The sequence below is a fragment of the Ancylobacter sp. SL191 genome, from assembly GCF_026625645.1.
GTDB lineage: Bacteria > Pseudomonadota > Alphaproteobacteria > Rhizobiales > Xanthobacteraceae > Ancylobacter.
The window spans coordinates 4,138,752-4,163,872 of record NZ_CP113056.1; the positions used below are offsets into that span (position 1 = coordinate 4,138,752).

23 protein-coding genes are annotated in these 25,121 nt (G+C 68.7%); 11 read left to right on the forward strand and 12 right to left on the reverse strand.

Annotated elements, in window-relative coordinates; translation table 11 throughout:
• Positions 1–25: 25 nt before the first annotated feature.
• Positions 26–943 carry a lipid A biosynthesis lauroyl acyltransferase gene (locus OU996_RS18925; RefSeq protein WP_267583134.1) on the forward strand — a complete coding sequence of 306 codons (918 nt, stop codon included), beginning with the start codon at positions 26–28 and terminating at the stop codon, positions 941–943.
• A 535-nt stretch (positions 944–1,478) separates the two neighbouring features.
• Here OU996_RS18925 and OU996_RS18930 read toward each other — a convergent pair.
• Together OU996_RS18930 and OU996_RS18935 are read right to left on the reverse strand one after the other, a co-directional pair.
• Positions 1,479–2,588, reverse strand: coding sequence for a polyamine ABC transporter substrate-binding protein (locus OU996_RS18930; RefSeq protein ID WP_267583135.1), 1,110 nt, complete (start codon positions 2,586–2,588; stop codon positions 1,479–1,481).
• A gap of 140 nt (positions 2,589–2,728) precedes the next feature.
• The gene (locus tag OU996_RS18935) at positions 2,729–4,132 is read right to left on the reverse strand and encodes a glutamine synthetase family protein (RefSeq protein WP_267583136.1); all 1,404 of its coding nucleotides are present in this window, start codon (positions 4,130–4,132) and stop codon (positions 2,729–2,731) included.
• Positions 4,133–4,297: 165 nt separating this feature from the next.
• Here OU996_RS18935 and OU996_RS18940 point away from each other — a divergent pair, with 165 nt between their 5' ends.
• Together OU996_RS18940 and OU996_RS18945 are read left to right on the forward strand one after the other, a co-directional pair.
• Complete coding sequence (locus tag OU996_RS18940; RefSeq protein WP_267583137.1) at positions 4,298–5,677, forward strand: aspartate aminotransferase family protein; 1,380 nt, start codon at positions 4,298–4,300, stop codon at positions 5,675–5,677.
• A gap of 83 nt (positions 5,678–5,760) precedes the next feature.
• A complete protein-coding gene (locus OU996_RS18945; RefSeq protein ID WP_267583138.1) occupies positions 5,761–7,140 on the forward strand; it encodes a transaminase in 1,380 nt (459 codons plus the stop codon).
• A gap of 254 nt (positions 7,141–7,394) precedes the next feature.
• Here the strand turns inward: OU996_RS18945 and OU996_RS18950 are convergent, their stop codons facing one another.
• Positions 7,395–7,736 (reverse strand): rhodanese-like domain-containing protein, encoded by a 342-nt coding sequence (locus OU996_RS18950; protein ID WP_267583139.1) that lies wholly within the window; start codon positions 7,734–7,736, stop codon positions 7,395–7,397.
• Positions 7,737–7,820: 84 nt separating this feature from the next.
• Complete coding sequence (locus OU996_RS18955; protein WP_267583140.1) at positions 7,821–8,846, reverse strand: DMT family transporter; 1,026 nt, start codon at positions 8,844–8,846, stop codon at positions 7,821–7,823.
• Positions 8,847–9,080: 234 nt separating this feature from the next.
• Here OU996_RS18955 and OU996_RS18960 point away from each other — a divergent pair, with 234 nt between their 5' ends.
• Both OU996_RS18960 and chrA read left to right on the forward strand, forming a co-directional pair.
• Positions 9,081–9,980, forward strand: coding sequence for a LysR substrate-binding domain-containing protein (locus OU996_RS18960; RefSeq protein WP_267583141.1), 900 nt, complete (start codon positions 9,081–9,083; stop codon positions 9,978–9,980).
• A 70-nt stretch (positions 9,981–10,050) separates the two neighbouring features.
• Positions 10,051–11,268 (forward strand): chromate efflux transporter, encoded by a 1,218-nt coding sequence (chrA, locus tag OU996_RS18965; RefSeq protein ID WP_267583142.1) that lies wholly within the window; start codon positions 10,051–10,053, stop codon positions 11,266–11,268.
• A gap of 2 nt (positions 11,269–11,270) precedes the next feature.
• Here the strand turns inward: chrA and OU996_RS18970 are convergent, their stop codons facing one another.
• Positions 11,271–12,041 carry an SDR family NAD(P)-dependent oxidoreductase gene (locus OU996_RS18970; RefSeq protein WP_267583143.1) on the reverse strand — a complete coding sequence of 257 codons (771 nt, stop codon included), beginning with the start codon at positions 12,039–12,041 and terminating at the stop codon, positions 11,271–11,273.
• A 322-nt stretch (positions 12,042–12,363) separates the two neighbouring features.
• Here OU996_RS18970 and OU996_RS18975 point away from each other — a divergent pair, with 322 nt between their 5' ends.
• Positions 12,364–12,948: a protease inhibitor Inh/omp19 family protein gene (locus tag OU996_RS18975; RefSeq protein ID WP_267583144.1), complete on the forward strand. Its 585-nt coding sequence runs from the start codon at positions 12,364–12,366 to the stop codon at positions 12,946–12,948.
• Between the two features lie 343 nt (positions 12,949–13,291).
• The gene (locus tag OU996_RS18980) at positions 13,292–13,531 is read left to right on the forward strand and encodes a transferase (protein WP_267583145.1); all 240 of its coding nucleotides are present in this window, start codon (positions 13,292–13,294) and stop codon (positions 13,529–13,531) included.
• A gap of 96 nt (positions 13,532–13,627) precedes the next feature.
• Here OU996_RS18980 and OU996_RS18985 read toward each other — a convergent pair whose 3' ends face one another.
• From OU996_RS18985 to OU996_RS19000, 4 genes are all read right to left on the reverse strand, one after another.
• The gene (locus OU996_RS18985) at positions 13,628–14,506 is read right to left on the reverse strand and encodes a CDP-alcohol phosphatidyltransferase family protein (protein ID WP_267583146.1); all 879 of its coding nucleotides are present in this window, start codon (positions 14,504–14,506) and stop codon (positions 13,628–13,630) included.
• Between the two features lie 37 nt (positions 14,507–14,543).
• Positions 14,544–15,242: a phosphatidylserine decarboxylase gene (locus tag OU996_RS18990; protein ID WP_267583147.1), complete on the reverse strand. Its 699-nt coding sequence runs from the start codon at positions 15,240–15,242 to the stop codon at positions 14,544–14,546.
• Positions 15,243–15,507: 265 nt separating this feature from the next.
• Positions 15,508–17,481 (reverse strand): ABCB family ABC transporter ATP-binding protein/permease, encoded by a 1,974-nt coding sequence (locus tag OU996_RS18995; protein ID WP_267583148.1) that lies wholly within the window; start codon positions 17,479–17,481, stop codon positions 15,508–15,510.
• A 140-nt stretch (positions 17,482–17,621) separates the two neighbouring features.
• Entirely contained in the window at positions 17,622–17,987 is a 366-nt protein-coding gene (locus OU996_RS19000) for an ArsR/SmtB family transcription factor (RefSeq protein ID WP_267583149.1), read from the reverse strand.
• A gap of 140 nt (positions 17,988–18,127) precedes the next feature.
• On the opposite strand from OU996_RS19000, the gene OU996_RS19005 reads away from it, so the two are divergent.
• Both OU996_RS19005 and OU996_RS19010 read left to right on the forward strand, forming a co-directional pair.
• Entirely contained in the window at positions 18,128–18,748 is a 621-nt protein-coding gene (locus OU996_RS19005; RefSeq protein WP_267583150.1) for a TIGR00730 family Rossman fold protein, read from the forward strand.
• An 84-nt stretch (positions 18,749–18,832) separates the two neighbouring features.
• Complete coding sequence (locus OU996_RS19010; RefSeq protein WP_267583151.1) at positions 18,833–20,002, forward strand: linear amide C-N hydrolase; 1,170 nt, start codon at positions 18,833–18,835, stop codon at positions 20,000–20,002.
• A 442-nt stretch (positions 20,003–20,444) separates the two neighbouring features.
• Here the strand turns inward: OU996_RS19010 and OU996_RS19015 are convergent, their stop codons facing one another.
• Positions 20,445–20,954: a GNAT family N-acetyltransferase gene (locus OU996_RS19015; RefSeq protein WP_267583152.1), complete on the reverse strand. Its 510-nt coding sequence runs from the start codon at positions 20,952–20,954 to the stop codon at positions 20,445–20,447.
• On the reverse strand, positions 20,951–22,342 hold the full coding sequence (cysS, locus tag OU996_RS19020; RefSeq protein ID WP_267583153.1) for a cysteine--tRNA ligase: 1,392 nt from the start codon (positions 22,340–22,342) through the stop codon (positions 20,951–20,953). Before cysS ends, OU996_RS19015 begins: the two co-directional genes overlap by 4 nt.
• Positions 22,343–22,731: 389 nt before the next feature.
• Between cysS and OU996_RS19025 the strand changes: the two genes are divergently transcribed.
• Positions 22,732–23,106, forward strand: a complete 375-nt coding sequence (locus OU996_RS19025) for a hypothetical protein (protein WP_267583154.1) — start codon at positions 22,732–22,734, stop codon at positions 23,104–23,106.
• Between the two features lie 161 nt (positions 23,107–23,267).
• Here OU996_RS19025 and OU996_RS19030 read toward each other — a convergent pair whose 3' ends face one another.
• Positions 23,268–23,780, reverse strand: a complete 513-nt coding sequence (locus tag OU996_RS19030; protein WP_267583155.1) for a CreA family protein — start codon at positions 23,778–23,780, stop codon at positions 23,268–23,270.
• Positions 23,781–23,957: 177 nt separating this feature from the next.
• Here OU996_RS19030 and OU996_RS19035 point away from each other — a divergent pair, with 177 nt between their 5' ends.
• Positions 23,958–24,995, forward strand: coding sequence for a DUF2865 domain-containing protein (locus OU996_RS19035; RefSeq protein ID WP_267583156.1), 1,038 nt, complete (start codon positions 23,958–23,960; stop codon positions 24,993–24,995).
• The last annotated feature ends 126 nt before the right edge of the window (positions 24,996–25,121 follow it).

Here is a 25,121-nt window from a genome sequence, read left to right on the forward strand (position 1 = left end):
TGGCAAACGGGCGCCTTCCCCGCCGATGAGCACCGACACCCCGCCGCGCAAGCCGTGGAGCCTTCGCCTGCGCGATGGCTTCCTCTCGGCCGGTGTATGGACGCTGACGCGCCTGTTGCGGATGCAGAATCCGCAATTCTCCGCCTGGGTCGGCAGCTTCTGGGCCCGCGCCATCGGGCCCTTCACGCCGATCCACAAGGCGGCGCTGAAGAACCTCGCCCTCGCCTACCCCGAGAAGACCGAGGCCGAGCGCCGGGAAATCGCGCGGGGCATGTGGGACAATCTCGGCCGCATGGCCGGCGAGTTCGTTCATCTCGACCGCATCTGGCAGTACAATATGTGGGAGCCGGCCAAGAGCCGGATCGAGACCACCGGCGTCTCCAACTTCGTCGCCATGCGCATCGACGGCAAGCCGGCGCTGGTGTTCACCGCGCATCTGGCGAACTGGGAACTGCCGGCCATCGCCGCCGCCGCGCAGGGGCTGGACAGCGCCGTGCTGTTCCGCGCGCCGGACAACACCTTCTTCGCCGACCTGCTGTTCGGCGCCCGCAGCCAGGTGATGGGCAACCTCGTCGCCGCCTCGCATGTCGCGGTGTTCGAGCTCGCCGCGGTGCTCGATCAGGGCAAGCATCTCGGCATCCTCGTCGATCAGGCGCGCAAGGGCGGGCCGATCGTGCAGTTCTTCGGCCGGCCCTGCACCACCAACCCCACCATCGCCCGCCTCGCCCGGCTCTATGAATGCCCGGTTCACGGCGTGCGCGTCATCCGCCTACCGGAAGGGCGCTTCCGCATCCAGTGTACCCCCGCCCTCGACCTGCCGCGCGACGCCAAGGGCAAGATCGACGTGGACGGCTCGATGCAGATGATCACCTCGGTCGTCGAAGGCTGGGTCCGCGAGCATCCCGAGCAGTGGACCTGGTTCTACCGCCGCTGGCGGATCTGACGGGGGACGGCGGCGCCCTCAGGCCCCCGCGCGCCTTCGCACGACCCCGCACGACGCGATGCGCTCCCCGCACACACCCCGTCATCCCCGGGCTTGACCCGGGGATCCACGACTTTCCCTCGCCCCACCGACAGAAGTCATGGATGGCCGGGCCAAGCCCGGCCATGACGGTTCGGCACGTGCCGCCTTGGGCCATGACGAGCCGGCAAGCGCCGCACCATCCCCGTTCCCCGGACAAGCCGCGCACGGCGCGGCGCCGATCCGGGGTCCAGCGCAGGACTCCGCCGAAGGCGGCTCTATCTCCCTCCCCGTCAAAAAGACACGGCCGACGAGTCATCCGCCGGATCCCTGCGCGCCTTCCACTGACGCTTCAGGCGTCCGGGACACGGACCTCGCGCCGCAGTCACCTCGCGCCGCCCCTGCTCCCCGAGCCCCCCAAAAGAAAACGGGCGCCCGGTTTCCCGGACGCCCGTCTTGTCTCATCGGCCGCTGCTGTGCCAAGCCGCCACGGGGGCGGCCCGGCCGTCGGCTCAGCTCACTTGCCGCGCTTGAAATCGGTCCACGTCTTGGTGACGACGCGCTGGACCTTCTGCGGGTAGGTGGTGACGGTGAAGAGGTTGGCCAGCGTCTCCTTGTCCGGGTAGATCGCCGGGTTGTCGAGGATCGCCTTGTCGATGAACTTCTGCGCCCCCTCATTGCCCGAGGCATAGGAGATGAAGTTGGAGTTCTTCGCGGCGACCTCGGGCTTCATCATGTAGTTGATGAAGGCCAGCGCCTCTTCGGGGTGGGCGGCATCCTTCGGGATGGCGAAGTTGTCGAACCACATCAGCGCCCCTTCCTTGGGGATGATGTACTCGATGTTGATCGGCGGCTTGCCGGTCTTCTCGGCAGCTTCCTCGGCGCGGGCCTTGGCCTGGAACACGTCGCCCGACCAGCCGACCGCGAGGCAGATGTCGCCGCCCGCCAGCGCGTTGATATAGCCCGAAGAATCGAACTTCTTCACGAATTTGCGGATCGGCGCCAGCAGCTTGCCGGCGGCCTCGATGTCGGCGGGATCCTTGGAGTTCGGATCCTTGCCGAGATAGCGCAGCGCGGTGGGAATGATCTCCTCCGGGCCGTCCAGCATGTAGACACCGCAATCCTTCAGCTTGCCCAGCAGTTCCGGCTTGAACACGATGTCCCAGCTGTTGAGCGGGGTGTCGCCGAGGCGCTGCTTCACCTTGTCGACGTTGAGGCCGATGCCGGTGGTGCCCCACATATAGTTCACGGCGTAGTCATTGCCGGGATCATAGACGGCGAGGCGCTCGGAGATGACCGGCCACTGGTACTGCAGGTTCGGCAGCTTGGACTTGTCCAGCTTCATGAACACGCCGGCCTGGATCTGGCGCTGCAGGAAGGAGCCGGTCGGCACCACCACGTCATAGCCGGTCTTGCCGCCGAGCAGCTTGGTCTCAAGCACCTCGTTGGAGTCGAAGACGTCGTACCGGACCTTGATTCCGGTTTCCTTGGTGAACTCCTCCAGCACCGACTCGTCGATATAGTCGGACCAGTTGTAGACGTTCACGACCTTCTCCTGAGCCGACGCGGGCGCGACCGCCAGCGCCGCCAGAAGACCGGCCGCGAGTGTCGAAAGGAGGCGAGACATCCGTTTCTCCTTGGGCAAGTAAAGTGATCAGCCGAATGGACCGTTTAAGGCTCCGGGCGGCAAGGCTAGTGCCTCGCCGATCCCCGCTCAAGTGAAACTCCCCGGCCCATGCCCAATAGTTGGTCACAAGCCGGTGGCGCTCACAAATAGGTCTCGTATTCCAGAAGATTGATCCGCCGCTCGAAGGCGAGCAGTTCCGTCTCCTTCATGATGGCGAACACCCGCTGGTACTGGGCGCCGAAGGCCCGGCCGACGAATTCCGAGCCCGCGAAGCGCCTGACCGCCTCGCCCATATCGTAGCTCAGGAGCGGGGCTTCCTGCTCATAGGCGTTGCCGGTCAGCGGCGCCGGCGGCTCAAGGCCCTTCTCGATGCCCTCAAGCATTCCCGCGAGGATGCCGGCAAGGACGAGATGGGGGTGAGCATCGGCGCCGGCGATGCGGTGCTCCAGCCGGCGCGCCTTCGGCCCGCCATTGGGCACGCGCACGGCCACCGCGCGGTTGTCGAAGCCCCACGACACGCTGGTCGGCGCGTAGCTGCCGGGCACGAGGCGGCGGAAGCCGTTATAGCTCGGCACGTAGAAGACGCAGGTATCCGCCATTGTGGCGAGCATGCCGGCGGCCGCGTTGCGCAGCAGCGTCTCGCCCGCCTCGCCCTGGCCGAAGGCATTGGCGCCGGTGCGGTCGGCAAGGCTCACATGCACATGCATGCCCGAGCCGGCGAAGTCGAGGAAGGGCTTGGGCATGAAGCTCGCGCGCAGCCCGTGCTTGCGGGCGACGCCGTCGATCAGCCGGCGCAGCAGGATCGCATCGTCGGCCGCCGCCATGGCGTCGGTGCGGTGATAGAGGTTCACCTCATACTGGCCGGGAGCGGCCTCGGAAATCACCGTGTCGGCCGGCAGGCCCTGGATGCGCGCCGCCTCGCGGATTTCGTGCAGCAGCCCGGCATAGGCGTCGAGGTCGGACATGGAATACATGTTCTGCCGCGCCGGACCGCTGGTCGAGGCGGGGAACACCGGCTCGGGCACGCCGCCGGGGCCGGGGGCGGGCTTGAGCAGGTAGAATTCCAGCTCGAAGGCGACGCAGGGATGAAGCCCGCGCGCGGCGAGGCGCGCCACCTGCGCGGCGAGCTTGTGGCGCGGATCGAGATCCCATGGCCGCTCGCCGCCGCGTCCGTCCGGCTCGTTCATCGAGATCAGCACCTGCGCCGCCGGGCGCGGCGACCACGGCACCGGCTTCAGCGTGCCCGCCACCGGGCGGCAAATGCCGTCGCGATCGCCGGTCTCGATGTGGATGCCAGTTTCCTCGACCTCGCGGCCCCAGATGTCCAACCCGAAGATGGAGAGCGGGATCGCCACACCCTCACCCCAGATCTTCCCGCCCGCCGTGCCTGGAATCCATTTGCCGCGCAGCACGCCATGGGTGTCGGGCAGCAGCACCTCGACAATGTCGGGGGTGCCATGTTCGGCGACATAGGCGCCGAACTCATCGGCAGGACGGGAGGAAGACGGCGCCGCGGCAAGGTCCGCAGCTTCGGGCAATGGCATGATCCACCTGGCAGAATGCGTCAGTCGATTGTGCTCACGCCGACGCGGTGGTGGTCAAGCGCCGCCCCCGCAGCGTGAGACACGCCCTTTTGCCATGCCGGACGGCTTGACGCACGCGAAATGTGATCACATTGTCACCGCGACTTCATGATGAGCAGGTGCGCCATGCCGCTTCCCACTTCCACCGCCGAACTGCGTGCGCTCGACGCCGCCCATCACCTCCATCCGTTCAGCGATACCAAATCGCTGAACGAGGAAGGCTCGCGCGTCATCCTCAAGGCCGAGGGCGTGTGGCTGACCGACTCGGACGGCAACCGCATCCTCGACGGCATGTCGGGCCTCTGGTGCGTCAATGTCGGCTATGGCCGGCAGGAGATCGTCGATGCTGTCGCCAAGCAGATGGCGGAGCTGCCCTATTACAACACCTTCTTCAAGACGACGCACCGCCCGGCCATCGAGCTGGCCGCCAAGCTCGCCGAGCTGACGCCGAAGCAGTTCAACCGCGTCTTCTTCACCGGCTCGGGCTCGGAGTCGAATGACACCGTCATCAAGCTTGTCCGCCGCTATTTCCAGATCAAGGGCAAGCCGGAGAAGAAGGTCATCATCTCCCGGCACAACGCCTATCACGGCTCCACCGTCGCCGCCGGCAGCCTCGGCGGCATGTCGCCGATGCACGGCCAGAGCGCGATCATTCCCGACATCGTCCACATCGCCCAGCCCTATTTCTGGGGCGAGGCGCGCCAGGGCGAGACGCCGGACGAGTTCGGCCTGCGCACCGCCCGCGCGCTGGAAGCCACCATCGACGCGCTGGGCGAGGACCGCATCGCCGCCTTCATCGCCGAACCGGTACAGGGCGCCGGTGGCGTCATCATCCCGCCCGCGACCTATTGGCCGGAAGTCGCCCGCATCTGCCGCGAGCGCGACATCCTGTTCGTCTCCGACGAGGTGATCTGCGGCTTCGGCCGGACCGGCAGCTGGTTCGGCTGCGAAACCTTCCACACCGAGCCGGACATCCTCGTCATGGCGAAGGGCATCACCTCCGGCTACATGCCGCTGGGCGGGGTGATGGTGGCCGATCGCGTGGTCGAGGTGCTGCTGGAAGGCGGCGACTTCAACCATGGCTACACCTATTCCGGCCACCCGGCCGCCTGCGCCGCCGCGCTCGCCAATCTCGCCATCATGGAGCGGGAGAACCTGATCGGCCGCGTCGCCACCGATGTCGGGCCATATCTGAAGGCGCAGTGGTCCAAGCTCGCCGAGCACCCGCTGGTCGGCGAGGCGCCGACCCTCGGCCTGCTCGCCGCGCTGGAGCTGACGCCGGACAAGATCGGTCGCACCAAGTTCCCCGATGTCGGCAAGGCCGGCACGCTGGCGCGCGACTTCTCCTTCAAGAACAACCTCGTCATGCGCGCGGTGCGCGACCGCCTCATCATCGCCCCGCCGCTCACCATCTCGCATGACGAGATCGACGAGCTGATCGTGCGCGTGCGCAAGACGCTGGACGAGGCCCATGCCGAGCTGAAGCGCTGGGGCTGGGTTCACTGAGGGCGGGCTGAGACCGTCGCCGGCGGCACGGGCGCGCGAAACGTGCTTCAATGCCGCCGGTCACTGACCATAGGGAAAGCGCGATGAACCTCGTCACCCCCGTCGGCGAAGGCTCCGGCGTCAGCCCGGCCCGCACCGCGGCGCTGCGCGCGGAGGCCGAGGCGCTCTATCTCGGCACGCGGCCGAAGACCCGCGCCGCCGCCGGCGCCGCCGCGCATCTCTATCAGGGCGTGCCGATGCACTGGATGGTGGACTGGTCCACCCCGGTGCCGCTGGTGGTGGCGCAGGCGTCCGGCGCCCGCCTCACCGATGTCGACGGCAATGGTTATGACGATTTCTGTCTCGGCGACACCGCCTCGCTGTTCGGCCATGGCCCCGCGCCGGTGGCCGAGGCGCTGACGCGGCAGGCGCGGGCCGGCCTCGCCACCATGCTGCCGAGCCCGGACGCGGCCATTGTCGGCGACCTGCTCGCCGCCCGCTTCGGCCTGCCCTACTGGCAGATCGCCACCACCGCGACGGACGCCAACCGCTTCGCGCTGCGCGCCGCCCGCGCCGCCACCGGGCGCCCGCGTATCCTGGTGTTCGACGGCGCCTATCACGGCGCCGTGGACGAGACCTTCGTCGAGCTCGGCCCGGATGGCCGCGCGCGCAACGCGCAGGGCCTGCTGGGCGAGCCGCGCGACCTGACGGCACTCACCCGCGTCATCCCGTTCAACGACATCGCCGCGCTGGAAGAGGCGCTGGCCGATCGCTCGGTCGCCTGCGTCATCACCGAGCCGGTGCTGACCAATTGCGCGATGGTGCTGCCGCAGACCGGCTTCCACGACGCGCTGCGCGACATCACCCGCCGCACCGGCACGCTGCTGCTGATCGACGAGACGCACACACTCTCCAGCGGGCCGGGCGGCTACACCCGCAAATTCGGGCTGGAGCCCGACCTGTTCGTCGTCGGCAAGGCGATTGCCGGTGGCGTGCCGACCTCGGTCTGGGGCATGAGCGCGGACGTCGCCGAGCGCCTCACCCGCGCCCGCGCCAGCCAGCCGGACGGGCGTTCAGGAATGGGCACGACCTTATCGGGCACCGCGCTCCAGCTCGCCGCCCTGCGCGCGACGCTGGAACATGTCGCGACCGATGCGGCCTATGCGCATATGAACCGGCTGGCCGACCGGCTGGAGGCCGGCCTTGCCGAGGTGCTCGCGCAAGCGCGGCTGCCCTGGCATGTCGCCCGTTGCGGCGCCCGCGTGGAAGTCGTGCGCGCCCCGCGCCCGCTCAGCAATGGCGGCGAGGCCCATGCGGCGCATTACGCGGATCTGGAAGCCACCATCCACCTCGCACTTCTGGTTCGCGGCGTGCTGATCTCGCCGTTCCACGACATGATGCTGTGCTCGCCGGCGACGCAGCAGGATCAGGTCGACCGCCTCGTCGCCGCCACGGCGGATGTGGTGCGCCGACTGGTGGGGTGAGCCCTTCGCCCACGAGCATCCTTCGAGGCCCGGCTGCGCCGGGGAAAGCCGAGGAAGACGCCTGCGGCGGCATTTTGCGCTGGATCCCGGCTCGGCGCTCCGGCTGCGCCTCCGCTGGGCCGGGACACGTTATTCGGAACGAACCACGCCAACAGCTGCGTTTCCCGGACAAGCGGCGCACAGCGCCGCGCCGATCCGGGATCCAGGAGAGACTCAGCGCAGCGTCCTAATCGCGCATCAGGCGTGCGTCCCCCTCAGCCCTGCTCGGTCGGAAAGCCCGCTTCCTTCCAGGCGAGGATACCGCCGGCCATGTGGCGGTAGAGGTCGGCGCCGGCGGCCTGCGCGGCGGCGGCGGCGCGCTGGGAGCGCTGGCCGGAGCGGCAGGAGAACACCAGCGTCTTGCCCGCCGGATCGGGCAGCGCGGCGGCATCGAAGGTGGAGAGCGGGAAATCGACCGCGCCGGGAATGCGCTCGGCGGCGAGTTCGTTCGGCTCGCGGACATCCACCAGCAGGATCGTGCCGGCCTCAAGCCCGGCCTTCACCTCGTCCACCGACAGGTTCTCGATCACGCCACCGAAGGGATTGGGCTGCTGCATTGTCAGGCTCCTCGCTGTTACCGAGGAGGTAGACCCGCGGCGCGGGCGCCGCAAGTGCCCCCCGCGAGTCCCCGTCAGCCGGGCTCAGCGCGGCTGCGGCTTGCCCGGCCGGGCGACGACGATGCCGGCCACCACCATGGCGCCGCCAATGGCGACCATGAGCGAGGGGATCTCGCCGAACAGCAGGGCGGCCATGCTGGTGCCGACGACGATCTGCAGCAGCAGCACCACCGAGATCAGCCCGGCCTGAAGCCGCCCGAGCGCGAAGGTGGTGAGCCCCTGCCCAGTCGCATGGGCGACGAGGCCGAGCCCGACCACGGCGAGCAGGCCCTGAAGGCTGGAAGGCACCAGCGTCTCGCCCGCCGCGACGGCCCAGACGAGGCAGAAGATGGCGGCGGTAATGGCGGCGATCAGCGAGACCATGCCGCCGCCAAGCGCCGGGCCATGGCTCTGGCCGCTGCGGCGCACGAGGCGGGTCATCAGCATGTAGCCGGCATAGCAGGCGGCGGCAGCCATGCAGAGCACGTCGCCATAGACGCTGACGCCATCGCCCGGCACGGCGGCGGCGCTGCGCGAGATGATGAGCACCGTGCCGCCCAGCGACAGCACCAGCGCCAGCAGAAGGCCGCGCGAAGGCCGCTCGCCCAGCGCCAGCCAGCCGATCACCATCACGATGACCACCGCCAGATTGGCGATCAGCAGCGCATTGGCGGTGGTGGTGTGGGCAAGGCCGAGATGGAAGGCGACAAGGTCGGCGCCGAAGAACAGCCCGGCCATCATGGAAATGAACAGCTGCCGGCGGGTGAACAGCACGCGGCGGGCTCCCGGCGCGCGCGGGGCGCGGCGCTCCAGCGCCCGCTGCTCGGCCACCGCCCAGATGATGGTCGGGCCGAGCGCAAAGACCAGCCGCCAGAAGCCGACCGCCGCCGGGCCGACATCGGCGAGGCGCACGAAGATGGCGGAGAAGCCGATGCAGATGGCCGCCAGCACCACGGCGAAGAACGCCTGTCGGCGCAGCGCCGCCTCATGCAGGTCGGCCGTCGAGGCGGGGGAGAGCAGGATGGCGCCCTCGGCGGCGGCCGGGGCAAGGGCGGCGGGAGGCGGAGACATTGCCGGGCTCGACACAGGACATGCAGGGAGTGGACGGTGCGGTCCCATCGGCCGCGCGCGGCGTCCCGCACGGGGAAAGCGCCGATGACATTTGGATACACCGCGAACTGGCATCGCCAAAGCGAATTTATTTTGTCGATACATTCATGATGGTGATATAAGTCGTCAGCGCGGCGGCCGACGCCGCCTTGCCCTGTGACCCATGCGTTCGGGAGGACGCGCAGGAGGACGCCGATGCGCCATCTCGATACCGAATCGCTGGGAATGCTGATCGCCATCGTCGATACGGGCGGCTTCACCGCCGCAGCCGAGCGGGTGGGACGCACCCAATCGGCGGTGTCGGCGCGCATTGCCCAGCTCGAGGAAAATCTCGGCGTGCGGCTGCTGGAGCGTTCCCGGCGCGGCATCTCGCTGACCGAGACCGGCGAGCGGCTGGTGGCGCATGCGCGACGCCTGCTCGCCTTCGAGAGCGAGGCACTGGCCGATCTCAAGGGCGGCACGCCCGAGGGCAGCGTGCGCATCGGCATGCCCGACGATTATGTCGACGCCTATTTCACCCCGACCATCGCCCGCTTCGCCGCCGCCTATCCGCGCGTGGAAATCTCCATTCGCTGCGATCTCTCCAAGAATCTGGAGCCGGAGGTCGATCGCGGGCAGATCGACGTGGCGCTGCTGACGCGCGACCTTACCCGCCCGACCGGCGAACTGCTCAAGAAGGAAAAGCTGCTCTGGCTCGCCGCGCGCGGCCACCGGCCCGAGCGCAACGACCCGCTGCCGCTGGCGCTGTTTCCCACCGGCTGCCGCGTGCGCCCGCACATCGCCGCCGCGCTCGACAAGGCCGGGCTGAACTGGCGGGTGGCCTGCACCTCCTCCTCGCAGGGCGGCGTGCATTCGGCGGTGGAGACCGGGCTGTGCATCACCGCCCTGCCCGAATGCGCCGCACCGCCGGAATGGCGCCGCCTCGGCGCCGCCGACGGCCTGCCGCCGCTGCCGGACATGGAGATCGGCCTGTTCCTCGCCCCCGCCGCCTCGCCGGCCGCCCGGCGCCTCGCGGACACGCTGCGCACGGCGATGGCGATGCCCAGCGCAGTGATGCCGAGCGCGCTGGCCCCCGGCAGCGTGGCGGCGGCCTGAGGCCGTCGTCGCCCTCTCCGTCATCGCAAATTCACATGCAATGCGCGCCCTCTCGCGCTAACGCAGATGGATGAGCGACACGACCCGCGAGCGCACCACCGACACCGCCGAAAGCACCGGTAGCCCCGGCGAGGTGTTCGGCGCCTTCCTCAAGCTCGGCCTCACCTCCTTTGGCGGGCCGGTGGCGCATCTCGGCTTCTTCCGCGAGGAACTGGTCGCCAGGCGCGGCTGGCTGAGCGAACCCGCCTACGCCAATCTCGTCGCGCTCTGCCAGTTCCTGCCCGGCCCGGCCTCCAGCCAGGTCGGCATGGCCATCGGGCTGATGCGGGCCGGGCTCGCCGGCATGGCGGCGGCCTGGGTCGCCTTCACCCTGCCCTCCGCCCTGCTGATGCTCGGCTTCGCCTATGGCTTCGTCGCCGCCGACAAGGCGGGGATCGGCGGGGGCTGGCTGGCCGGTCTCAAGGTCGCCGCCGCCGCCATCGTGGCGGACGCCGTGCTCGGCATGGCGCGCAATCTCTGCCCGGACCGCGAACGCCGCACCCTCGCCTTGCTGGCGGCCGCCGCCGCGACCCTGCTGCCCGGCGCATTGGGGCAGGTCGGCGTCATCCTCGCCGGCGGGCTGATCGGGCTCGCCCTGCTCTCCGTCGAGCCGACCCATGTGCCGGCGCCCGGCCGGCATCTGCCGGGGCGCACGGCCTCCATCGCCGCGCTCCTCACCTTCGCCGGGCTGCTGGTCGCGCTGCCGCTGCTGGCGGCCACACATCCCGGCCTCGCGCTGTTCGATACCTTCTACCGCGCGGGCTCGCTGGTGTTCGGCGGCGGTCATGTGGTGCTGCCGCTGATCGAGGCGGAGGTGGTGCATCCCGGCGGAGTGACGCGCGAGGCATTCCTCGCCGGCTATGGCGCGGTGCAGGCGATGCCCGGCCCGCTCTTCTCCTTCGCCGCCTATGTCGGGGCGATCATGCCCAGCGCGCCCAACGGTCTTACCGGCGGGCTCATCGCGCTGATCGGCGCCTTCCTGCCCTCGGCTCTGCTGGTCTATGGCGCGCTGCGCTTCTGGACCGCACTGGCGGCGCAGCGGCGGGTGCGCAACGCGGTCGCCGGCATCAATGCCGCCGTCGTCGGCCTGCTCGGTGCCGCCTTCTGGGATCCGGTGGTTTCGTCAAGCCTCACCTCGCCACGCGCGGTCGCGCTGGCGCTGCTGGCCTATCTCGCGCTGGCACTGTGGAAGGTGCCGGCCTGGGCCGTGGTGGCGGGCGCCGCGCTAGCCGGCGCCCTGCTGCTGTGAGGTCAGTCCCGAACAACCTTGAAGCCGGCGAAGGCCTGGCAGGTCGGAAAAACCTGAAGGCTGTTCACCACCACATGGCGCGGCAGGGTGCAGCAGAAGAACACCTGCTCGGCGATGTCTTCCGAGGTCAGCGACTGCGTGCCGGCATAGACGCCCTCGGATTTCTGCGCGTCGCCATGGAAGCGCACCAGCGAGAACTCGGTCTCGACCATGCCCGGCTCGATATTGGTGACGCGCACCTGCGTGCCGGCCAGATCCGCCATCAGGTTCAGCGCGAACTGCTTCACGAAGGCCTTGGTGCCGCCATAGGCATTGCCGCCCGCATAGGGGTAGTCGCCGGCGATGGAGCCGGTGAACACCACATGGCCCTCCTTGCGCTCGACCATGGCCGGCAGCGTCGCGCGCACCGTGTAGAGCAGGCCCTTGATGTTGGTATCGACCATGTCCTCCCAATCCTTCAGGCTGGCGGCCTGGGCGGGTTCGAGGCCGAGGGCGAGGCCGGCATTGGCGAAGACGACATTGACCGTGCGAAAGCTCTCCGGCAGGCCGGTGAGCGCCTCGGTCAGCGCGGCGTTGTCGCGCACATCGACCTCCAGCGGGTGGAAATGCGGGCCGAGCTCGTCGCGCAGCGCGATCAGCCGGTCGGCGCGGCGGCCGGTGCCGATGACCTTGGCGCCCGCCAGCACGAAGCGCCGCGCGGTCGCCGCGCCGATGCCGGAGGTGGCTCCGGTGATGAGAACCGTCAGCGTGGCGGGATCCAGCATCTGATACATGGCGGCGACCTCTCGGGCGTGAAGCGGCGGGCGGAAACGGGTGCGGGGAATGCTGCGTCGCACATATCGCGTCGGCGCGTGCGCGTCCATCACACGAATGTCTCGCGCGCCAAAGTCCCTCACGCGACCATCGCGCGGCGACAGGTGACCGACAGTCAAGCCGTCGTTAACCCGTGGTTGAGCATAAGCAGCAAGGGCGATGCTTGCCGCCGCAGGGTCACGGTCACGCCACGATCCTCCGCGAAACAAAGACTCGACCGTCCCGCGTGCCCCGAGAGATGCAAGATCGCCCCCGCGATGCGGCGGGCGAGGAGTTAGCCTGATGAGCGTCAAGACCACCCTGGCCGTCACCGTCGCCGCCCTCCTTCTCGGAGGCTGCAGCACGACGCTTGACGGATTCGGTGGCCAGCAGGCCGCGGTCGAGCCCAGCCAGATCACCCCGGCGCCCACCGGGTCGATCGAGAGCTCCGCCGTGCCGCCCCCCGCGCCCACCACCTATGGCGCGGGCGCCGCCACCGCCGCCGCTGCGGTGACGCCGCGCGCGCCGGAAACCCCGGTCGCCCTCTCCCCGCCCCAGGCCACCGCGCCGGGCGGCGTCGCCTATGCCGAACCCGGCGCCGCCCGCACGCAGCTCGCCGGCGCGTGGAAATTCGGCTGGGACAACGGGCAGAAGAGCTGCAAGGTCACGCTCTCCACCGATCGCGGCATGACCGGCTTTGCCGCCAATGCCGACGTGGATTGCCCCAACGACATCTTCATGACCAAGGCGTGGGATGTGTGGGGCGACGACATCGTGCTGCAGAACCACCTCGGCAAGGTGACGGCGCGGCTGAAGCCGATGGGCAATGGCCTGTTCGACGGCACCACCACCGCCGACGGCACGCACATCACGCTGACGCGCGGCTAATATTTCAATTTTACAATCATTCCAATGACTGGATTGCTCCGGTCATTGCGCCGCCCTTCCCCAGCGTGATGGCGCGTTTTTATTGTGCAGCGCGGTGAAAAAACGCGCGCACCGCCGCGATATGTGTCGTGCGCGTGGAAAAAGTGACGGCAAATCTGAACTAATCCCCCCACCACTTGCGTAGTCTCGCGGATGGCGACGATGTGAGACTGTGAGATCTTGGTCACAGTCATCGTCACGTTATCGGGAACTGCGAGATAATTGGTGCGTTAACCGTGGCGCCGGGTCATTGTGGTCATCAGGAAAGCTGATTGATTCGCTCGGTTGAGAAGAGGGGATTGTGATGCTGCAGGCGACCAAGGCCATGACACCAGCGGTTTCTTCACTCATCGCACGCGACGCCGAGCCGGCGCGGACCGGCTTCCCGCGCCGCGACCCGGCCAGCATCACCCAGCTCATGTCGCAGCATCTCGATCTCGCCTGCCCGGCCACCGATTCCGAGGCGCTGCGCCTGCTGCGTCAGGCGTTTCCGGGCGCGCCGCTCACCGCCCGCGTCGAAGTAATGGCCCGCCGCGCCCGCTGACGCGGGCCCCTCGCGGTTTCCGACGTTTCCTGCCCAGTGCCGCCCCGGCTCCTTGCCGTCGGGCGGCTTCTTTTTGGGCTGACCCGTGAAGGCGGCTCAGTTGAGGTGCGCGGGCGGGCGGTGCTCGTCCGGCACCTCCACGCCATGCGGCTCCTCGGGCCGGGCGCCACTGGCGAGGCGCGCCTCATAGGCCCGCATCTGGCGGGCATAGCGCATGGCGGAGAAGGGCAGCGCCGCGAGATAGGCGAGGCACACCACCGAGAGCGTCGCCCAGGGCCAGGTGACCAGCACCGCCACCGACAGCACCACGGCGATGAACAGCGGCATCACCTTGTCGCGCGGAATGCGCGCGCCCAGCCGCTTGCCGGAGAAGGCCGGCAGCTTGGACACCATCAGCAGACCGATGCCGAGGGTGAACAGCGCCGCCACGGCGGGCGTCACCACGAGACGCGGCAGGCCGATCATCTCCAGATAGATCGGCAGCAGCATGATGAGCGCGCCGGCGGGTGCGGGAATGCCAGTGAAATAATCCGCGGCGAAGGGCGGCTTGTTCGGGTCTTCCAGCATCACGTTGAAGCGCGCGAGGCGCAGCCCGGCGCAGATGGCGAAGGCCAGCGAGGCGATCCAGCCCAGCGAGCCGAGAACATCCAGCCCCCACATATAGATGATGAGCGCCGGTGCCACGCCGAAGCACAGGAAGTCCGACAGGCTGTCCAGCTCCGCGCCGAAGCGCGAGGTGCCGTGCAGCATGCGCGCGAGGCGGCCATCCATGGCGTCGAGCACGGCGGCGATGACGATGGCGCCGAGCGCCAGCTCCATGCGCCCCTCGAACGCCATGCGGATGCCGGTGAGGCCGGCGCAGAGCGCCAGCAGCGTCACCACATTCGGCACCAGCAGCCGCAGCGGAATGGCCTGGAAACGGCGGCGCGGCGGCTCGGGCGCCTCCGGCTCGAAGGGCGGAAAGAGATCCGACATGGCGATCCTCGCGGGCAGCGGCGGGCGGGGTGAACGGTCAGTCGACGCGGTAGGTGGTTTCGGGACCGCTGGCATGGGCATCGGCCAGCACCGTCTCGCCGGCCAGCGCGCGCTGGCCTTCGGCGACGAGGATGCGGGTGCCCACCGGCAGGTAGACGTCGACGCGCGAGCCGAAGCGGATGAGGCCGAAGCGCTCGCCGGGCGCCAGGCTCTCGCCCTCGCGCACGAAGCTGACGATGCGGCGGGCGATCAGGCCGGCGATCTGAACGACGCCGACGGCGCCGAGCGTGGTCTCCAGCACCATGCCGCTGCGCTCATTGTCGTCGCTCGCCTTGTCCAGCTCGGCATTGAGGAACTTGCCCGGCCGATAGGCGATGCGGGTGATGCGACCGGCCAGCGGGGCGCGGTTCACATGCACGTCGAACACATTCATGAAGATGCACACGCGCGGCAGCGGCAATTCGCCAAGGCCAAGCTCGGCCGGCGGCACGGCGGGGCCGACGAGGCAGACGCGCCCATCGGCGGGGGAGACCACCAGCCCCTCGCGCACCGGCGTGACGCGCTCGGGATCGCGGAAGAAGTAGCAGATCCACGCGGTGATCAGCACACAGATCCAGCCGAGCGGCGGCACCAGCCACAGCAGCAGGGCGGAGGCCGCCGCGCCGATGAGGATGAAGGGGTAGCCTTCCCGGTGGATCGGGGCGAGACCGCTGCGGATCGAGTCGATGATGGTCATGAACCGCTTTCCTAGAGCATTTTCGAGCGAAGTGGTTTCCGGTTCGCGTGAAGAAAATGCGTTGTAACAAACCGTAAGAGAAGGTCCGGTGAAGGAGTTCACCGGACCTTCTCTTACGGCCGCTCCGGCAGCGGCCCCGGAGAGGTAGGGCCAGCCGGGCGGTACGTCAAATGGAAGCGGCGTGAGGCGGTTCGGGTTCCACCGTCACCGCGCGACGCCGCGGCGCCGCTGCGTCACCCGGCCGGGCCGCGCCGGCGCCAACCGCTCACGCGGCGGCCGGGCTCGGCGCCGGGCGGGCGGGCGCGGGCGCGTCCGGCACCACCTCGTCCACCTCGCCGGCGGCCTTCAGCGTCTCGCGGGCGCGCTCGGCCTCGCGCTGGCGCTCCCACATGGAGTGGTAGAGGCCGCCCTTGTCCATCAGTTCGGCATGGGTGCCGCGCTCGGCGATGCGGCCATGCTCGAGCACGATGATCTCGTCGGCGCCGACCACGGTGGAGAGCCGGTGGGCGATGACCAGCGTGGTGCGCCCGCGCGAGACGCCTTCCAGCGCGTCCTGGATCTCGCGCTCGGTGTGGCTGTCCAGCGCCGAGGTCGCCTCGTCGAGGATGAGGATGGGCGGGTTCTTCAGGATGGTGCGGGCAATCGCCACGCGCTGCTTCTCGCCGCCCGAGAGCTTTAGCCCGCGCTCGCCGACTTCGGTGGCGTAGCCCTTGGGGGTGCGGCGCACGAAACCGTCGATCTGCGCGAGTTCGGCGGCGCGCGCCACCTCCGCGTCGCTGGCGCCGGCGCGGCCATAGCGGATGTTGTAGGCCAGCGTGTCGTTGAACAGCACCGTGTCCTGCGGAACCATGCCGATGGCGGCGCGCAGGCTCTGCTGGTTCACCCGGCGGATGTCCTGCCCGTCAATGGTGATGCGCCCGTCATTGATGTCATAGAAGCGGTAGAGCAGCCGCGAGATGGTCGACTTGCCCGCGCCCGAGGGGCCGACGATCGCCACGGTGCGCCCGGCCGACACCTCGAAGGACACGCCCTTGAGGATTTCGCGGTCGGGATCGTAGGAGAAGCGCACATCCTCGAAGCGCACCGTGCCGCCATTGAGCGCCAGCGCGGGCGCGCCCGGCGTGTCACGGATCTCCGGGGGGCGGGCGAGGATGGTGAACATCGCCTCGATGTCGATCAGCGACTGCTTGATCTCGCGGTAGATCATGCCGAGGAAGTTCAGCGGCTGGTAGAGCTGGATCATCATGGCGTTGACCATGACGAAGGAGCCGACCGACTGCCGCCCGGCGCGGATGTCGAACACGCACAGCGCCATCACCGCGGTGAGGCCGAGCGTAAAAATGGTCGCCTGCCCGGCATTCAGCCAGGCGAGCGAGGTGTGGGTATGGACGGTGGCGCGCTCATAGCGGGCCATGGAGCGGTCATAGCGCTGCGCTTCCCACGTCTCCGCGCCGAAATACTTCACCGTCTCGTAGTTCAGCAGGCTGTCCACCGCCTTGGAATTGGCGTCGGTGTCGCTCTCGTTCATCGCCGCGCGGATACCCATGCGGTACTCGGTCATGATGAAGGTGAAGAGGGTGTAGGCACCGATCATCGCCACGCTGGCGAGCGCGTAGCGCCAGTCGAACTGCCAGAGCAGCACGCCGATCACCATGGCGAATTCGAGAATCGTCGGCGCGAGATGCAGCACCAGCATCCGCACGATGGTCTCGATGCCCTCGCGCGAGCGCTCCAGCACCCGCGTCAGCCCGCCAGTCTTGCGCTCCAGATGGAAGCGCAGCGACAGCGCGTGCATGTGCTCGAAGGTTTTCAGCGCGAGGCGCCGCACCGCATGGATCGCCACCTTGGCGAACAGCCCGTCGCGCCACTGGGTGAGGCCCGCCATGACGATGCGCGAGAAGCCATAGGCCAGCGTCAGCATCACCGGCGCGGCGATGAGGTAGCTCACCGCATCGCTGGTGATGCGGGCGCCCTCGCCCTCCGCCACCGCGTCGGTCGCCCATTTGAAGATGAAGGGCGTGGACATGGTGGCGATCTTCGCCAGCACCAGCAGCAGCAGGCCCCAGACCACGCGCGCGCGCAGATCCGCCCGGTCGGCCGGCCACAGATAGGGGCCGAGCCCCCTGAGCGCGACCAGAAGGCTGCCGCGCGGGTTGATCTCGCTGGCTTTACCCGGTGTCGCCGATGCGGCTTGGGGGGACAGGGCGTCAGGTGCGGGCACACCTTGGGGTGCGGACATCAGGCTTTCCGTTCAGTTCCGGCGCGGGCCCGGCGCGCGGTGCGCTCGGCCGGCCTTCGGTTCGGCGCAAGCGGGATGGTGTCCCATCAGGCCCGCGTCATAGGTCGCGTATCAGGCGTCGAGATAGGCGGGAACGCGTCTCAGACCAGAGCGTGCTCCCGCGCATCAGGGCTGCGGCGGGCGCAGGCACCCTCCCCCGCCAGCGTCGCGAGCAGCGGGCCGATCTCCCGCGCCAGACTGGCGACGGCCTCCCGGTCGATGCAATAGCAGGAGCGCGGCCCCTCAATGGTGCCGGTAATGAGCCCCGCCTCCTTCAGCACCTTGAGATGCTGCGAGACGGTGGACTGCGCCAGCGTCAGCCCGCGCACGATATGCCCGCACTGGCAGCGCTCTACCTCCGCCAGGGCCCGCAATATCGCCAGCCGCGCCGGATGCGCGAGGGCACGCAGGCGCAAGGCCAGCAGCTCATCATCCAGGTTGGAAGCGGCATCATCGCTCATCGCCATCGTTTATCGTCGATGGACGATGAAGACAAGGTGACGCTGACACGAGGGAACGCAGCACCACCGTGCCGCATTTGCGCCCGGCGGCGGGCGGTGTCATCTGAAGGAGCGGCACCTTGCCGGACTCATTATCGCAGTGCACCATGGTATCCATGACAAAGATCAAGAGCGTATGCGTCTATTGTGGAGCGGCCACCGGGGCTGATCCGGTCTATCTCGACGGGGCGATCGAGCTCGGCCGGGCGCTGGCCGAGGCCGATATCCGTCTCATCTATGGCGGCGGCGGCGTGGGGCTGATGGGCGCCACCGCGCGCGCCTGCGCGGAAGCCGGCGGCAAGGTCACCGGCATCATCCCGGATTTCCTGATCGGCAATGAGCAGGCCTTCGAGCACGCCCACGAGCTGATCGTCACGCAGGACATGCATGAGCGCAAGCGCCTGATGTTCGAGCGGGCGGATGCCTTCATCGCCCTGCCCGGCGGCATCGGCACGCTGGAGGAGCTGGTCGAGCAGCTCACCTGGGTGCAGCTCAACCGCCACCGCAAGCCGGTCATGGTGCTCAACATTGCCGGTTTCTGGGATCCGCTGCTGGCGCTGTTCGACCACATGCAGTCCACCGGCTTCGTCAATGTGTCGCGCCCGGTGACGCTGGAAGTCGCCCACAGCGTGCGCGCCGCCCTCATCAAGCTCACCACGGCCGTCGCCGGCGTGCCCGAGGGCGAGCTGCACGGGGCGACTGAGGAGCGCGTGCTCGGCCGCATGTGAGGGGTACGGCCGGCGCGTGGGGCTATCCAACGCCCCGCGCACTGTCTAGGTTGGCGCTACTTTAGTACCAGCTCCTGGATGCCCATGACCCGTTTTCGTCGCCTGCGCCGTGCCGTCGGACCGATCACCCTGGCCCTCAGCCTCGCGCTCGCGCCGGTGGCTCAGGCCTGCACCTCGCTGATCTATCGCGACGCCAATGGCGGCGTGTATTTCGGCCGCACGCTCGAACTGGCGATGGAGCTGCCCTACCGGGTCGCCTATGTCCCGGCCGGCCAGCGCTACAGCTCGGTCGCCAAGGCCGGCGCCGCCGCGCTCGACTACACCACCAAGTACCACGTCCTTGCCGTCACCGTGCCGGACGGGTCGCTGGATGATCTCAAGATCGTCGAGGGTTTCAACGAGAAGGGCCTGACCTTCAGCCTGCTGGCCTTTGCCGGCGCGGCAGGGCCGACGGACTCCTTCTCGAAGACCAAGGCGGCGCTCTCCGCCATTGATCTCGGCTCCTGGACGCTCGGCCAGTTCCAGAGCGTCGCCGAGGTGAAGGCGGCGCTGGCCGCCCAGCCGGTGCTGCTCGCCCCGCTCGCCGTGCTCGGCAACGCCAAGTCGCCCTTCCATTACGTGCTGCATGACCGCAGCGGCGCCTCGATCGTGGTCGAGTTCGCCAATGGCAAGCAGAGCGTCTATGACAACCCGGTCGGGGTCATGACCAACGGCCCGGAATTCACCTGGCACCTGACCAATCTCGACAATTACACCTTCCTCAGCAATGTCGACCAGTCGAGCGGCGCGTTCGGCGCGCTGAAGGTGGCGCAGCCCGATTCCGGCATCGCCACCGCCGGGCTGCCGGCGTCGAACACCTCGGTCGGCCGCTTCGTGCGCGCGGTGTATTATTCGCAATATGCCGAGAAGGTCGCGGCGCCGGATGATGCGGTGCGCACGCTCGCCCACATCATGAACAATTTCGACCGGCCGAAGAACATCACCATCGACACCAATTCCGGTGGCAATGAAGGCATCGCCGCCGTCGCCACCAAGGATTCGCCGCCCTTCACCAGCGAGTACACCTCCTGGACGGCGCTGACCGATCTCAACCGCAGCACGCTCTATCTGCGCACCTATGGCGGGCTGAACTACACGCGGTTCGATCTCACCCGGCTGGCGGCCAGCACCAAGCCGCTCTCCATCCCGCTCACCACGCTGAACGGCCTGTCGTCGGATGCCACCGACGCCCTGCTGGCGGCCAAGACGCCCTGACGTTCGTCCTTCACGGGCACAATGCGGGGCCGGGCGCCCCGCCACGTCAGGGATGGCCCGCGAGGCCAAGCCGCTACGCGGAGTCTCCCCCGTGTCCCGGCCCAGCGCAGGCGAAGCCGGAGCGCCGAGCCGGGATCCAGCGCAAAGACCCGCCGAAGGCGCTTCATCGGGGACGGTCCAAGGTCGACAAAGCCGCTGCGCGGACTCTCCCCTGGATCCCGGATCAGCGCGGCGCTCCGCGCCGCTTGTCCGGGAAACGGAGGGCGCCCGCCCCCATCTGCGTGCTTCGAGGCTCGCTGGCGCGAGCGCCTCAGCATGAAGGAGGGTGTTAGCGGCACAATTTCAGAGCCCCGTCATCCTGAGGTGCCCGTCGCAGCCGGGCCTCGAAGGATGTTCATGCGCATGGGCATGGCCACAAGCACGGGCATGGCGCCCGCGCCCCTCAATGCAGCGGGGCGTCGCCGGCGGTGAGGAGCTTTTCCATCGTGGTGGTGCCCAGCCACACGCCGCCGCGCTGCACGGTGTTGCGGCTCTTGGGCACGAAGCCGCGCTTCTGGAAGAAGCCGAGCGCGGTGTCGCTGGCGTCGACCGTCAGGCTGGTCGCGCCGCGCGCGGTGGCGAGCTTTTCGGCGGCGTCGCAGAGCAGCGCGCCGACACCCTCGCCGACCACTTCCGGGTGGACATAGAGCAGGTCGATCACCTTGTTGTCGGTGAGCGCGAGGAAGCCGACCGGCTCGCCCTCGCGCGTCGCCACCAGCGTCAGGCCGGCACCGAGGCGCGCGGCGAGCGCGGCCTCGTCCTCGGTGACGGCGGCCCAGGCGTCCTGCTGGTCCTCGTCATAATCCTCCCCCGTCAGCGCGAAGATGGAGTCGCGCATCAGCGAGGCGAGTGCCGGCGTATCCGCCGCCAGGAAGGGCCGCAGCGCGGCGGCGGGCGCCTTGGCGGCACTCACCGCTTCGGCTCCCAGCTCGTCGTGCCGTCCTTGTTGTCCTTCACCGCGACGCCCTGCGCGAGCAGCTCATCACGGATGCGGTCGGAGGCCGCCCAGTCGCGGTTGCGGCGGGCTTCGATGCGCTCGGCGATGCGCGCCTCGATCTCGGCCGGCGAGATGGCGAGCGCCGGGGCGCGCGAGGCGGACCAGTCGCGCAGCGGGCCGGGCGTGAAGCCGAGAAAGGCCAGCGTGCCCGCCAGCGCCTTCTTGCCGGCATGGTCCTTCAGCCCGTGCAGCTCGGCGATCGCCTTGGGCGTGTTGAGATCATCCGCCAGCGCCTCCAGCACGGAAGGCGCCGGGCGCGGATAGGCATCGTCCGCCGCCGCGTCGAACCACTGCTCCAGCGTCTTGGCGCTCTCCTCCAGCCCCTTCACCGTCCAGTCGATCGGCTGGCGGTAATGGGTCTTGAGCATGTTGAGGCGCAGCACGTCGCCCGGCCAGTCGTTCAGCAGGTCGCGGATGGTGGTGAAGTTGCCGAGCGACTTCGACATCTTCTCGCCTTCCACCTGCAGGAAGCCGTTATGCATCCACACCTTGGCCATCAGCCCGGAGTGGAAGGCGCAGCGCGACTGCGCGACCTCGTTCTCATGGTGCGGGAACACAAGGTCGATACCGCCGCCATGAATGTCAAAGGTCTCGCCGAGATGCTTCCAGCTCATCGCGGAGCACTCGATGTGCCAGCCCGGACGCCCGTTCACCGCGATCCCGGCCGGGGAGGCCCAGCCCGGCTCGCCGGGCTTGGACGGCTTCCACAGCACGAAGTCCATGGCATCCTGCTTGTAGGGCGCCACGTCGACGCGCGCGCCGGCGATCATGTCGTCGAGCGGGCGGCGCGAGAGCTGGCCGTAATCCGGCATGGAGGGCACGGAGAACAGCACATGGTCCTCGGCCACATAGGCATGGCCGGAGGCGACGAGGCGCTCGATCAGCGTGCGCATCTCGGCGATGTGCTCGGTGGCGCGCGGCTCGACATCCGGGTGCAGCACGCCGAGCGCTTCAAGATCGTCGTGGAACTGCGCCTCGGTGGCGAAGGTCACCTTGCCGATGGCGGCGTTGAGGTCGAGGCCGGGATACTCAGTGGCCGCCCGCGCATTGATCTTGTCGTCCACGTCGGTGATGTTGCGGACATATTTCACATGGTCCGCGCCATAGAGGTGGCGCAGCACGCGGTAGAGCAGGTCGAAGACGATGACCGGCCGCGCATTGCCGATATGCGCGTAGTCATAAACCGTGGGGCCGCAGACATACATGCGCACCAGCGACGGATCCAGGGGCGCGAAGGCCTCCTTGGCGCGGGTGAGCGTGTTGTAGAGTTTCAGCTCGGGCAGCGCGGCCTTTGCGTCGGTCATTTCTGCAGCCTTCCGGGGTCGTCGCGCGCGCCTCGAGGGCGCGGCGTGGGCGGTCTTCCGCGCAGAGCCGCGCGGTGTGCCGCGTCTGTCGCGGGTTTGCCCGCCGCCGTCAAGGCGGCGGGTGCGAAAGCCGGCCATCGCGCGGGATCGCACGACCGACGCAAGCCCCGCGCAAGCAGCGTGCGGATGGATAAGCATCGCCGCTGCCGCTGCGGCATCATCTTCAGCAACACGGTTGACGCGCCCGTGCCGGTGGGTCTATCTCCGCCGCCTCTGCACCGGGGGGTGAGTGCGGCACGCGGGACACGCGGCGCCGGAAAGAGAAAACATTAAGGCTCGCTTCAAACCTTTTCGCCACAGTCCAGTTCTGTAGCCGAGCCGCCCGGCTCGTGCCCCGCAACGCCTGTCACCAGCAGCAGACCCAGACCATGTCCTCCGCCGTCTCCCCGCGCCTGCGTTCCGCTTTCATCGCCGCCGCCCTCACCCTCGCGCCGGGCCTCGCCCTCGCCGCCGAGCCGGCGCGCGAGATTTTCATCGTCGACAGTTCGGACGGCTACGGCATCGACAACTGCGTCGCCTCGGGCGCCAGCTGCGGGCAGGCCATGGCCGACGCCTGGTGCCGGGTGCACGATTTCGAGCGCGCCACCGGCTTCGGCAAGGTGAAGTCGGATGCCACGGTGAGCGCCGTGACCACCGGTCCGGTGCGTACCGCCTGTTACGGCGCCGGTTGCGCCGAGACGGTGGCGATCACCTGCACCAAGTGAGCACCTGCACCAAGTGAGGCGCGCGAGGCGGCGACAAGGCTGGCCTCGTCGGCCTGATCGTTCACCTCACTGGCCTGATCGTCCACCTCACTGCACTGACTGGCCACGCCTGACGCGGCCTCTAGGCCAGCCCAATGGGACCACCACTGGGGCCGGCTTTTTCATTTCACGAAGTCCGCGCATTTGGGCGCCTCATTGGTGGCGCCCCACGGCATGATCGGCACGGTGGAGGTCGAATTCTTCGGGCTGCCGTCGATCAGCTTGTCGGAATAGACGAGATAAACCAGCACGTTACGCTTCACGTCGCAGCCGCGCACGATCTGCATCTTCTTGAAGATCAGCGAACGGCTCTCGCGGTAGACGACGTCGCCCTGGTCGAACTTGCCCTTGAAGGCGATGGGCCCGATCTGCCGGCAGGCGATGGAGATGTCGGAAACCTCCTCGGCGATGCCGACCATCCCCTTCACCCCGCCGCGCTCGGGAACGGTATAATGACACGCCACGCCCTCGACGACGGGGTCGTCAATGCCATAGGTGGCGAGTTTGTCGTCGGGCGTGAGGAACTTCCAAACCGTTGATTTCTTGAAGATAAGGTCCGGTTCCTGCGCGATGGCGGGGGCGCCGAGGCCGAGCCCGAGAGCGGCGGCGAGGAGAAGGGCGGCGAAAGGCTTCATGGACGTTCCACTCCGGCACAATGTCACCGCTCATATGGTGTGCCCGGCGCCCCGGTAAAGCCGGGCAGGCGGACAAGGCGCCGGTGCTTCAAAATTTCGACAAGCTCGCCATGCTCATTGCCCTTCGCGCCCGATTCCGGCACACAGCCGCAAGCCAAAAGTGAAACGACCTAGCTGATGATGCTGCGATTCCCCCGCCCGCGCGCCGTCCTCACGGCCGTGCTCGGCCCCATGGCCGCCCTGACGGTCCTCGCCGGCAGCGCCCTCGCGCAGGACATGCCGCCCGGCGCGGTGGGTGGCGGCGCGCCGCCCGGCGACCGCTCGGTGTGTATCCGTCTGGAGGGCCAGCTCGCCGCGCTCGACCGCGGCGGCAGTACCGGGCAGCCCGATGTCGGCGCGCAGATTGCTCAGCTTCAGCAAGGACTTGCCGATCTCACCGGGCAGGCGCGCCAGCTTGGCTGCGACAAGCGCGGCTTCCTCATCTTCCAGCCGCAACTGCCCCCGCAATGCGACGCGCTGAACCGCCGGATCGCCCAGACCCGCACCCAGCTCGACCGTACCATGATGCAGGCGCGCGGCGATCAGGGCGGCACGGACGAGCAGCGCCGCCAGCTCGTCTACGCCCTCGCGCAGAATAATTGCGGCGCCCAGTACCAGGCCGCGCTCGGCCAGCCGCAGGGCGGCTATGGCAACGCCCCGCAACAGCGCCGCGCCCCGCGCAACCTGTTCGAGCAGCTTTTCGGCGTGCCGCGCAATCTCGACGAGGAAGCCGGCCCGCTCGACGTGCAGCCGCTGGAAATGCCGAAGGTGTCAACCTACCGCACGGTCTGCGTGCGCACCTGCGACGGCTTCTTCTTCCCGGTCTCCTTCGCCGCCACCCCGGCGAAGTTCGGCTCGGACGAGGCGCAGTGCCAGCGCCAGTGTCCGGGCACGGAAGCCCGCCTCTTCGCCTATCGCAATCCGGGCGAGGACATCGAGCAGGCGGTCGGCACCAATGGGCAGCCCTATATGTCGCTGCCTAACGCCTTGCTGTACAAGAAACAATTCGTCGCCGCCTGTTCCTGCCGCCCCGCCGGCATGAGCTGGGCGCAGGCGCTCAGCCAGGAAGACGACCCGACCCTGCGCAAGGGCGACATCGTCGTCACCGAGGACGCCTCGCGCGAAATGGCCCAGCCCCGCCCGGCAACGCCCGCCGCCCCGGCGAAGAAGCCTTAATTACCTCCGCCACGACGACAAACGTCATCCCCCGGCTCGGCCGGGGGATCCACGACGTGAGTCGTGCACGTCAGAAAGTCGTGGATGGCCGGGCCAAGCCCGGCCATGACGTCCTTCACGTCAATG